This is a genomic window from Magnetospirillum fulvum MGU-K5 (genome assembly GCF_000442515.1).
Lineage (GTDB): Bacteria > Pseudomonadota > Alphaproteobacteria > Rhodospirillales > Magnetospirillaceae > Phaeospirillum > Phaeospirillum fulvum_B.
This window is the reverse complement of sequence record NZ_AQPH01000091.1, coordinates 1-11818: the sequence shown is the minus strand read 5'-3', so window position 1 is coordinate 11818 and position 11818 is coordinate 1. Positions and strand designations below refer to the sequence as shown.

General features: G+C 61.7%; 5 protein-coding genes. 2 read left to right on the top strand and 3 right to left on the bottom strand.

Translation table 11 applies throughout. From position 1 onward, the window contains the following. A partial coding sequence (locus K678_RS15815; protein WP_021133479.1) for an efflux RND transporter permease subunit occupies positions 1 to 334 on the top strand: 334 nt, incomplete at its 5' end. Between the two features lie 92 nt (positions 335 to 426). Here K678_RS15815 and K678_RS17995 read toward each other — a convergent pair. After that, positions 427 to 3702, bottom strand: coding sequence for a PAS domain-containing hybrid sensor histidine kinase/response regulator (locus K678_RS17995; RefSeq protein WP_021133478.1), 3276 nt, complete (start codon positions 3700 to 3702; stop codon positions 427 to 429). A 394-nt stretch (positions 3703 to 4096) separates the two neighbouring features. On the opposite strand from K678_RS17995, the gene K678_RS15805 reads away from it, so the two are divergent. Next, positions 4097 to 5233 (top strand): collagen-binding domain-containing protein, encoded by a 1137-nt coding sequence (locus K678_RS15805; RefSeq protein WP_081673313.1) that lies wholly within the window; start codon positions 4097 to 4099, stop codon positions 5231 to 5233. A 94-nt stretch (positions 5234 to 5327) separates the two neighbouring features. On the opposite strand, the gene K678_RS15800 is transcribed toward K678_RS15805, so the two are convergent. Beyond that, complete coding sequence (locus K678_RS15800; RefSeq protein WP_021133476.1) at positions 5328 to 8729, bottom strand: alpha/beta fold hydrolase; 3402 nt, start codon at positions 8727 to 8729, stop codon at positions 5328 to 5330. After that, on the bottom strand, positions 8726 to 11818 hold a 3093-nt coding region (locus K678_RS15795; protein WP_021133475.1), incomplete at its 5' end, for an SDR family NAD(P)-dependent oxidoreductase. The genes K678_RS15800 and K678_RS15795, both read right to left, overlap by 4 nt.

Genomic DNA, 11818 nt, shown 5'->3' with positions numbered 1-11818 from the left:
CGCTGTGCTGAACGGGGTGGTGATGGTCAACGCCATCAACCAGAATCTGCTGGGTGGCCTCCCCCTCGACGCGGCGATTATCAGGGGGGCGTTGTCACGGCTGCGGCCGGTGTTGATGACCGCCTCAATCGCCGCGCTGGGACTGATTCCCCTCCTGCTGTCATCGGGAATCGGCTCTGAAGTGCAACGGCCCCTGGCCACCGTGGTCGTGGGCGGTCTGGTCTCGGCGACCCTGCTGACCCTGGTGGTGATCCCAGCGGCCTACCCGCTGTTTTCTCGCGCACTGATCGCGGGATGGACGCAGAGTCACGACCTGCGGGACGGCAAGGCGTAAAGACGACCGGCCTCAACGCGTCCGTGCCGTATATTTGGCGGCACGGACGAAGAGAGGTTACCTCTGCTTTTTCTGAGGATGATGGGGAATTTTCAGTCCGCCTCCGGCCCATCCTCACCACCATCGAGAGCCTGAGCCAGCGCGCGCTGGGCGGCTTCGAGATCGGCCAGCCGGGCCGCGATGATCTGTTGGTCGCCTTCCGGCTGCCGGAGAACATCCTCCAAGCTCTTCGCCGCCTCGAACAAGGCAGTGAGGCCGAGATTCCCACTGGCGCCCTTCAGCGAATGTACGGCGTGTTCGGCCAAAAAACGATCGCTCGCCGCCAGGGCGCTTTTGATCGCGGCGATATTTTCCGCGTTGCTCCCCCGCAGCAGACACATCAGGTCGAGATATTTGCCCTTGTTGTTGCGCAGCACCCCCAGCCCCCTCGGCAAATCGATCCCGGCGGTCTCCGCGAGGCGGGTCAGTATCCTATCGGCCGAAGCAGCCGGGGCGGGGCAAGGGCTGGAGTTGGGGTCCGTTTTTATCGCCGGGGACTCTTCGGGTAGCCAGCGGAGCAACGTCGCGTAGAGTGCGTTCGGGTCCACCGGCTTGGCAATGAAATCGTTCATCCCGGCCTCCAGGCAGGCCGCGCGGTCTTCGGTGAAAGCGTTGGCTGTCATCGCCAGAATGGGGATATCCCGATAGGCTGGCACGTCTCGGATGGTCCGGCTGGCCTGGAGGCCATCCATCTCTGGCATCTGCATGTCCATCAGGATGATCGCATAGCTGCCCGTCATAACCTTCTCGACCGCGATGCGACCGTTTTCGGCGACATCGACCGACAACCCCACGGCATGCAGCAGCTCCTGGGCAACCTCAACATTGAGGGGGTTATCCTCCGCCAGCAGAATGGGCACGCTGTGATGGCGAAGGCGTAGATCCTGCTCGGCGGAAGACGGCACCCTTTCGTTCGTCGGCATCACGCCATGACCGCGTTGCAACCAAACCGTAAACCAGAAGGTGCTGCCCTGGCCCAAAATGCTGGTGCACCCGGCCTCTCCTCCCATCATTTCCGCCAGATGTTTACTGATGGCGAGGCCAAGGCCGCTGCCGCCGAACTTGCGGGTGGTGCTGTTGTCGGCCTGCTCGAACTCGTGGAACAATCGGCCGACCGCCTTGGGGGCGATGCCGATCCCGCTGTCTTCGACCGAAAACCTCACCTTCAGCCGGTCTTCCTCCTGTTCAAGCAGCTCGGCCTTGAGGGTGATGCTCCCCCGTTCGGTAAACTTGACGGCATTGCTGGCGAAATTGAGCATCGCCTGGCGGACCCGCAAAGCGTCGCCTCGCAGCCACAGGGGAACACTGTCGGGCTCCACCCGAATCTCGAGTCCCTTGGCGCGGGCCGATTCTCCGATGATCGAGGCCGTATGGTCGAGCACCTGTCCCAGGGCGAAATCGTTTGTTTCCAAAGACAATTTCCCTGCCTCGATCTTGGACAGGTCAAGGATGTCATTAATGATCGACAACAGATGCTTGCCTGATGCCTCGATCCGGGCCAGCCGCTCCTCCTGTTGGGGCGTCACCTGATCCTTGCGGAGCAGATGGACCAGCGCCGTGATCGTGTTCATCGGGGTGCGGATTTCATGGCTCATGTTGGCCAGGAAAGCACTCTTGGACAGGCTGGCGGCTTCCGCAGCCTCCTTGGCCCGGCGCATCTGCAATTCCAGTTCTTTGCGCGCCGACAGATCAATGTGGGTTCCGACCGCTCGCAACGGCTTGCCGTCCGGGTCGCGCACCACAACTTTGCCCCGGCTGAGGATCCATTTGTAGCTGCCATTCTTACAGCACATTCTGAATTCGAGTTCGTATCCCCCCGCTGTCTCGAGCAAATATGCAGCCTGGGTAACCGTTAACTCCCGGTCTTCCGGATGCAACAGGGCGACCCAGGTGTCGTTGGCGTTTTCCACCAACTCATCCATCTCATAGCCCAGCATCCGCTTGTAGGCGCGATTGAAATAACACTCGTTGGTCTGGATGTTCCAGTCCCACAGTCCATCATTGGTCGCGTCCAGGGCGTATTCGAAACGCTCGCGGTCGAACGCCTGCTGGGCCAGGGTCTCGGTCAGGGCTTGCGTTCTTTCCTCAATCCTGGCCTCAAGCTGTTGCTGGTATTCGATCAGGTTCTGCTCGGCCCGCTTGCGACGACGGTTCTGAACCACCAACGCGCTGATCAGACCAAACAACACCACAAGGACAGCGAATGCGGCGATGACCTGCTCACGATAATCGGCCCAGATCGAGCGCGGGCGATTGAGGAACAGGGTGCCTTCGGGGAGTTGAGCCGGGTCGGCACCCCACCGCCGTACTTGCTGCCAGTCGAACAGCAACTGGGACGGCAGGGAAACGCCATCGCCATTGGCCTCGGGCCAGCGCTCCCCCGCCAGCAAGGCAATGCCGATCTCGCCGGCGCGTCGCCCCACCAAAGTCGGCATCACCACCGACCCGCCAATCAGCCCATGACGAACGTGGGCGTCGTACAGCCCCAGCACGGGCACACTGGCCCGTTTGGCGACCTCGGTGGCGACATCTGCCGGAATGAAGCGGCGCTCGGTACGGTCTTTGAAATAGTCCCCAAGCAGGACGAGACTGTCTGATGGAGCCGCCGAAATTCGCTGCAACATGTCCTCATAGGACAGCGCTGCGGTGTCTTCAACCTCCACCGGCTCGCGCGCGGCGGGGAGAGCAGCGGCAACCGATGCGCGGAAGGTCGTGTTCTGGGCCTGGGTTCCCACCACCAGGATCAGTCGCCGCGTCCGGGGAAAAAGCTGGAAACCATAGCGGAGCGTGGCGGTGATGTCGTAGCGGTTGATCACGTTCAGGACACGATGGGGCGTACCGCGCCAAACGACCGAAGGAGTGGTGATCAGGGTGGACAGCACAGGTAAGCCGGAGGGCAGGAGGTCGTAGCCATCCTGGGCCAGGAACTCGAGCGCCGACTGATTTTCCGTGATCACCAAGCCGATCGTCTTGCCGTCCAGCTTTTCGTACAAAAGCCTTGCTAAGTCGGCCCGTCGCTGCGGATTGTCGAAACGGATCAGGTCCAGGTATTCGACATAAATGTCGCTGGTGGAAATCCCACTTTCCTTGAGGGTGGAGACCAGACTGGCCGTCAGGGTATCTCCCACCGGCAGGCCGTATTGCCCGCCCACCAGGATAAGCACGGCTTTTCCGTCCATCCGCTCCGGCGGGGTGGCGTAACCCGTCGCTGGGATCAGGTGCAGGAACACGACCGCCGCGACGAGACGGACCAAGCCGGGCAACTGCTGAATGCGGCGGAAAAACAAGATGCCCGGCTTCCACCGCAGGCTCGTCGCATCTGTTGGCATCTCAGACTCTCCCCGCGCGTGATCTCCAGTTTGAAGCAACGAACCCAGGGCGATGAGCAAAAGGCACGGTTTCGATTTTTATTCTGAATGCGCTCGGTCGATCAAAAACCGGGAGGTCTGCCCTTTTGGGGGTCGCTGAAGCGAGGCCCGACCTACAATAAAGATACGGCGTTCTTTTTACCAGACGGATACAGACCAGCCCCGAGTGAAGCCGTTTGCAGGGACAGCCGCGACACCCGACAGCAGACCCTGGAACCGGAAATCTGTCAGGATTCTTTACTCACTCAGTGTGCGACCCAAAGCCAATCAACTGAAATATCAATCATTCGCAGCGTGGCCCGAATATTGCTTTTACCCCAAAAGAGTACCAGGACACGATTCGGGGACAGGCCAGATGATTACGATCAGAAACGTTAGCATGGTGATGAGCTTGTTGGCTGGGGGACTGGGGATGGCCCCTGATGCCTCGGCAACCGCCCTCGACGCAACGGGTCTGATCAACACCTACAACGCCATCGTCTTCAACAATGTCACCAGCACATCGCACGTCGACGGCAGCACGCTGGTCGGGGGCGAGGTCAAAGGTGGCACATACGGGCAGAACGTCAACCTCGCCAACACGGCCCTGACCGTCGGCAAGTCGTTGAGCGGCTCCGTCGACCTGAACGCTGCCGGGCTTATTGTTGGTGGCAACATCGCCACCAGCGGCCTGAACGCCAATCGTGGCGGTAACATTTATGTCGGAGGCAACATCACCTCGGGCTTCAATGCCAATTTCAACGGCTTCGGCAGCCTCTATGTCGTTGGCTCCGTGACCAACGGCACGGTCAACGCCAATGGGGGAAGCGCTTATATTGGCGGGACGATTTACTCCGGTGCCGGGGTCAGAACCAACGGCGGCGGCAGCCTGTTGGTCGGGTCATCGCTTCCGTCCGCGCAGATACCCAATGTTGCAGCCGAGATCAGCGCGGCACGGGCGGCGTTGACCGCCTATTCCGGGCAGCTCTCCAAACTGGCGACCGATAGCACCATCAGCAATAAAAACGGCACCCTAACCTTTACCGCCACCCCCGGCGCGGATGGGGTCGCTGTGTTTTCGATCAACGGCGCCGACCTGCTGAACAATTCGAAACAAATCGACTTCTCGCTCAATGGCGCGAAAGAGGCCGTCATCAATGTCAGCGGGATCGGGGCAAATTCACTGACACTGGGTGCCAATTTTATTGGCGGGTCGGCGCAAAAACTGGGAACCAACACCGTTTGGAACTTCACAGACGCGCAGAACATCAACATTAAAAATCAGTTTGGCGGAACCATTCTCGCTGTCCTTGCCAATATCTCCACCTCTCAGAACATCGAAGGAACGGTCATCGCCAACAATCTGAACCAGAACGGAGAAATTCATTATAACGGTCAGAACACCAATATGGTTTCGGCCGTTCCTTTACCTGCCGCTCTTCCCCTGTTCGGCGCGGCCATCCTTGGCCTGGGCGCACTGGGCTATCGCAAGCGGTCATCTGACGCAGCCTGATCCCGCCGGTCCAGCGGGAAGCATCCAGACCGATGGCGGGAGATTCGAACCACCCCGAACCGTGGCGCGGGACGCTCCCTCGTCAGATCGTCACCTATCGGACATAATCCAGAATATGCGTAGCCACGGGCCCAACCAGCCCGGAAGACAGCATGGTTTCGTGGGTTCCCTCGACCCATTTGAGGGTAATCTGATCTTCCTTCAGAAAGCGGCTCCAGCCTTGATACTGATCGTCGATGACGATCTGAGGATTGCTGGCGAAATCCAGCGCCCGCACCAGCAAGATAGGTAAATCAGACGGCGTTGGATTGTCGTAACGAGCGGCGGCAATGGCGTTGCCACGGTAGGTTTGCAGCAGATTGTCCATCTGCACCGCGCTGAATCCGGCGGGAAGCACTCCACTGCTCTCCCCACACTGCACCAAATAGGCGAGCTTTTCCTCGCGCGGCAGCGCCCGCAAGACCTCCTCGTCGAAGGCGAGCGTATCGTGCAACAACGTCTTTAACATCGAGATATCGTCTTGAGCGGCGATCTTCCTGGCCCGACTGTTGTCGGCGACCGAATCGAGAATCAGGACCGGCCCCGGCGAGCCCCCCATCGCCTTGAGACGGCAGGCGACTTCATAAGCCAGCAGCCCGCCGAAACTCCAACCGCCAAAGACGATCTCACCGCTCTCGACCTTGAGAATTTCATCCAGATAATATTCGGCCAGACTCTCCACGGTGTGGAGTTCAGTGTTCAGGACGTTTTTTTCTTCGCGGAACCCAGCCGCCTCAACCGCATAAACGGTGTAGCGATGCTTCAGCAGATTGGCCAGATCGCTGTAGCAGAACACGCTTCCCCCAACCGGATGGAACAGAAACAAAGTCTTGCCGCCGTCACACTGGCAAAGCCGGATCACCGGCCCCTCCTGAGCCGCGCGTTTGCCCGCGAGGAGCGCGGCCAGAGCGGCGATGCTCGGGTGCGAGAACAGTTCATTGACGGAAACGTGGACATTCATCTCCGTCTCGATCATCGCGATCAGGCGGACCGCCATGATGCTGTGGCCGCCAAGGGTGAAGAAGCTCGCCTCGGCATCGGTGACATCGCTTCCCAGCAAACGCTTCCACAATTCGGCGAGTTTGCCCTCGACCGCTCCGGTGGGCTTGCGTCCCTGAGCAGGCTCCACCCGGCCGAGCGGAGACGGCAACGACTTCTTATCGACCTTGCGGTTGACCGACAGCGGCAGTTCGACCATCGGAACGAAATAATCGGGGACGCAATAGGACGGCAGAGTGCGTTCGAGATGGCGGCGCAGGGCGGCGATATCGACCTCCCCGACGACGTAGGCGGCCAGACTTTTCCCCTCTCCGGTCCGGTAGGCGTTTGCGACGACCACCGCTTGCCGGACCCCGGGGCAGGCCGTCAGCGCTTTTTCCACCTCGCCAATCTCGACGCGGTTGCCCCGAATCTTAACCTGCTGGTCTTCGCGCCCGCGATAATACGCAAGGCCGTTCTGGATGAATCCAAAGTCCCCGGTTCGGTAAAAGCGCCCCTCTGGCGTCGTCAGGAAGGAGTCCGGATTTTCCCCGTCGAGATACCCGCGAGACACCCCCGCGCCTGAAATCCAGATCTCTCCGGTCACGCTCTCCGGCACGGATCGACCGTCCGGATCGCGGATGGAGATCACCACGCCGTCCAACGGCTTGCCGATCGGATAAGATGGGTATGAGGCGTGGTTGGCGTAATCAATGCGGAACGCACTGCTATCCACCGTGCATTCGGTCGGACCATAGACGTTGAACAGCACCACGCCCTGGTTTCCGGGAATGGCGTAGAACGTCCGAATGATATCGGGACGCAGCACCTCCCCGGCCAGCAGCAGGCGCTTGACCGGCAATGGCTGGCGGTGTTCGGCGAGGTACTCGACCAGCACGTTGAAGAAGGCCGGAGTCATATCGCACAGATCGATCCGGTTCCGGCGGATGCTTTCGCAGAACAGAGACGGTTGCTTGCGTTCCGTATCGGACAGGACGTGAAGGGGTTTGCCGCAGAACAGGGACACCGCAATTTGCTGGATCGATGCATCGAACGACAGGGGCGCGACCAGAGCCACCCGCTCGCACCCGTCCGAAAAGCTCTTCAGCGCCCGGATGATGTGGAGGAGATGCCGGTGTTCCACCACCACCCCCTTGGGGTTCCCGGACGAGCCGCTGGTGTAGACGATATAGGCCGCCTGCTCCGGCGCGCTGGCGGGCAGCGCCTCGGCGGATGAAGGCGGAAGCTGCCGCGTGCCGAAACGACGGAACGGCAGCGAAACGTTACGATCCGGCGCTTTTTCGATCACCACATCGAAGCGATCCTGCCCGAGTGTTCCCCCGCCGGTGGGCGAAAAGGTCACCCGCACCGGGACCGCGCTTTCCGCCGCCCAGGCTGTAAAAAATCGTTGCGGCACAAACAGTTCCGTCGAGGACTCGAAGCGCAGCAAGCCTGAACCGTCTCCCGATGTCTCCGCATAAGCGTGCAGCGCGGCCCGCAAGGCGTCCATCCGGTCGAGGTCCCGCACCGCGCCGACCACGATCGCCCCATCGTCAGACAACTGCCGGAGCGCGGTGTTGAGCACTTTGCGCAGGGAAACGTATCCCGGGAAATTCTCCACCACGCCGTTTAGAACGATGAGATCAAAAGTCTCGTCGTCGAAAAGGCCAATATCGAGCGCGTCCATCTGGTGCACTGAAACCGTGGCGTCGGTAGACAGACGGGCGACACGGTCGAGTTCGTTGCGGGCCAACTCGACGGCGGTGTAGCGGCTGGCGGCCGACGCAAGGGCACGGGCGACGACCCCGGAACCACTGCCGACATCGAGCACCCGGTGGCGACGCCCATGACCCAGACCGCTTTTTTCGAGCAGCCCGGACGCCACGTCGGACAGAGCCTCGGGCGGATACGGGCTCAGGTCGAAATCGCTGAACCACCCCCGATCGCTGCCCGATTCGGCGCTGCTTTCCCAATACGCGGTGCTGGCGAGATCGCCCCCCCTTTCCGCGCCCCCGTCCCAATCGGGCGCATCAATGCACAGCACGTCTTCCAATCCGGGGAGGCGGTACTGGAAGAACTCGGCGGCGCGTCGAGAGGCGGTGTCCACAATCAGCAGCCGGACCGGCTTTAGCATGAGTTCCTGGCGCGCCGTCGGCAATTCGCTTTCCATCGGCAGATAGACGGCTCCGGCCCGCATCGCACCGAACGCGGCGGCAAGATAGAGCGCGCCCCGGCGGCACAGAACCCCGACCGCAGCCTCGTCGCCGTAGTGACGCGAACGGATAAAGCGGGCGATACGAGCAGACAAATCGTCAAGATCGGCAAAGCTGATCGAGCGGCCACCACCGCTGATGGCCTCCCCTTCGGGACGAGCGGCGACGACGGCGCGGAACAACTCTTCCAGCGAGGAGGCTTGGGGGGCAGGGCTTTCGCTTGGCGACGGCTCCGGCACGTCGAAGGCGATGTCCGATATCTTCATGATTCCCGTCCTTCCGTGACCCCTGCGAGGAAGCGTTCGAAATACCCCAACCAGTTCCGGGCCGTTTCGTCGGAGAGGATTTGTGGATCGTGTTCGAACCGCACCGCCAATCCGTCGCCGCCATCCTGAACCGCGCAGAACAGGCCATAACGCCCGCCTCGCACACCAGAGACGACTTCGCCGCCTTGGCAGTAGGCGAAGCCCAAGCTCATCGCCTCCTCACCCGATGGTGAGGAGAGTGTCCCCGTCCGCGCCAAGGCAAGCCCGGTCACGGTCTGCTTCAACAGATCGTCGAACTCCATGTCGTCGTCGATCGTGAACGGGACCGACGCGGACGGCGCAATTTCGACCAAGAGGTCGCGCCGATGGGTGATCCGGCTCAGCAACGCGACAAAGGCGGCCAGCACGACGGTCTCGGCGGAAACGCCGCTGTCATGCGCCAGGGCGACAACGCGGTTGCGCAACACGGCACCGATCTCCCGGTATTGGAAATGGGCCGGAACGGTCCGCGTCGGGACAAACCGCAGCGGCGCGTCGGCATTACCCGAGGTGATCCGCCGCAGGATTTCAGTGAAATCTTCGCCAATCTTGACGACGTTGGCGTGGCTGAACAGATCGGCATAGTACTCAAGCGCGAATCCGATCCGGTCGCCGGTATCGCTGCCAAAAATGGAAAGATCGGTCTTGCTGGCATTCTTGGTGAAGCGCAACGTTTCGAACAATCCCTGCCCTGCCGAGGCGAACTCGAAATTCATGTAGGAGAGGATCATCTCGGACAAGGGTGACCGCTCCGGGTGCGGCGGCGGCCTCAGATCCATCAGCAGATCGTTGAGGATATAGCCGCGATGCCGCAGGGCATCGTTGCTGATCCGTTTGGTCTCGCGCAACACCTCCGTCAGCGGCCGGTCCCAATCGACGTCGAACCGCAACGGCAACAACGACGCCAACATCCCCGCAGTGTTGAGATGCTCCTCGCGGCGATCCATCGAAACGGCAATGACGACCTCGCGCCGGTCCGCATAGGCTGCCGCCAGCAGGCTCCAGGCGCACAGGACGACATGATAGTTCGTCACCCCTTCGCGGCGGGCCACCGCCTTGATTCCGGCGACGAGATCGTCCGCCAAGGCGAATTCGTACATCCCGCCCCGCCCGGTGTGGATCGGAGGCCGTGGAAAATCGGCGGGAAGATCGAGCCTCGGCAACTCGTCCGGATAGATATTGTGCCAATAATCCCGTGCGGCCCGATCGGGGGATGAAAGCTGGGCCCAGGCAAAATCCTTCTGCTGTGCCGTAACCGGCGCGAGCGGCTCTCCGTGATAGAGCCGATAGAGTTCGGCATTCAGCAAAGAGATCGTCCGTCCATCCGCCAGCGCGTGATGAATGTCGAAAAACAACACGTAATCCCGCTCGGCCACCACCAGCAGCTTGACCCGGAACGCCGCCTCTCGGCGCAGGTCGAAGGGACGAATGAAGTCGTCCTTGTGGGAGAGATCGGGGATATGCGCCTCTTCCAGCACAAATCCCTCGAAGGGATGCACAATCATGTTGGGATGTTCGGAATCGAAATCGCAGAACGACGTCCGTAACACCTCGTGACGACGGATCAGGGTGGCAAGCGCCGCTTCAAGGCGGGGTTTGTCGAGATCGCAAGGAAGGATCAGGAACGCCGGAAGGTTGAAGCCCAGATGCGTCTCGCTGGCCATGTCCGCATAGAGAATCGCCAATTGCTCCCGCCCGACCGGATATCTATCCCGCTCGGGAGCGGACTTAAGACCCGGCACGGCCACCGTCTCGCGTGACGCAAGGGCGCGGTCGACAATTGCCCCCAGCGTACCGCCATCGAGCAGATCGGCGATGGCGAGCTTGATCCCCAGGCTCCGCTCGATGCGGGCGACGATCTGGGTTCCGGCAATGGAATCCCCGCCGAGATCGAAAAAATCGTCCTCGCGAGTGAGGGGACGGTCGTAGCCAAGTTCCTCCCGGAAGATGTCGAGCAGATCCGTCTCCACCGCGCGCGCGCAATCTCCCCGCACCGCGAACACGCGATCAAGGATCGCCCCCAGCGTACCGCTGTCGAGCAGATCGGCGATGGCAAGCTTGATCCCCAGGCTCCGCTCGATGCGGGCGACAATCTGGGTTCCGGCAATGGAATCCCCGCCGAGATCGAAAAAATCATCCTCGCGAGTGAGGGGGTGGTCGTAGCCGAGCTCCTCCCGGAAGATGTCAAGCACCTCCGCTTCCCCGGCGGGAACCGAGACCGAGACCGCCTCGGGCATTCTTGGTTCCGTGATCCGAAACGAGGCGGACGCCTCGTCCGTCATCGCGACCACGACCTGTTCAGCGCCCGAGGCCAACGCCGCGGCCAGAACCCCATATGCCTGATCCGGTGCCAGCACCGATTGGGCGGAGATCGTTTTGCCCGCCAGCCGGGCGGCCATGCCCACGCCAGACCACGTGTTCCAGCACAGCGCCAGGGCTGGCAGACCGAGCCGTCTGCGGTAGCGGGCAAACGCGTTGAGGAAGGCATTCGCCGCCGTGTAATCGCTTTGTCCGGGAGCGCCGGTCAGCGCGGTGCGCGACGAGGCCAGGACAAAGAAGGCAAGGTCGTCGCCGAGGGTCGCCCGGTGGATATTCCAGGTTCCGGTTACCTTGGGGGCCAGCACCGCCTCGTAATCCTCGCGCGAGCGGGAGAGCAGATAGCCATCGCCCGCAATCCCGGCGGCGTGGATCACGCCCCGGATGGCCCCGACCTCGGCCCGGATTGTCGCGAACACCGCTGCGACTTGATCCGCATCGGTCACGTCGCAGCGATACGCGGCGAACGCAAGGTCCGGCGGCACCGTGCTGCGGCGATGCAACAGAACCACCCGTACCCCTGCGGCGGCAAATTGCTCCGCCAATGTCATCCCCATGCCGCCCAGTCCGCCGGTCACAACCACGCAACCATCCGGAACCGACAGGGGCGTTCCCGGCGCAGGCAGCCGGACCACCTGCGGCAGATGAACCCGCCCGTCGGGATCGATACGATACGCCCCGTCGAAACGGCCCAGACTGGCCGCCAGGGTTGTGATCGCGGCCGGAGCCGGGGC

What these genes read in the sequence shown, in the direction of transcription:
- K678_RS17995 (WP_021133478.1), bottom strand. Translation starts at nt 3,702, where the DNA reads ATGCCAACAGATGCGACGAGCCTGCGGTGGAAGCCGGGCATCTTGTTT.
- K678_RS15805 (WP_081673313.1), top strand. Translation starts at nt 4,097, where the DNA reads ATGATTACGATCAGAAACGTTAGCATGGTGATGAGCTTGTTGGCTGGG.
- K678_RS15800 (WP_021133476.1), bottom strand. Translation starts at nt 8,729, where the DNA reads ATGAAGATATCGGACATCGCCTTCGACGTGCCGGAGCCGTCGCCAAGC.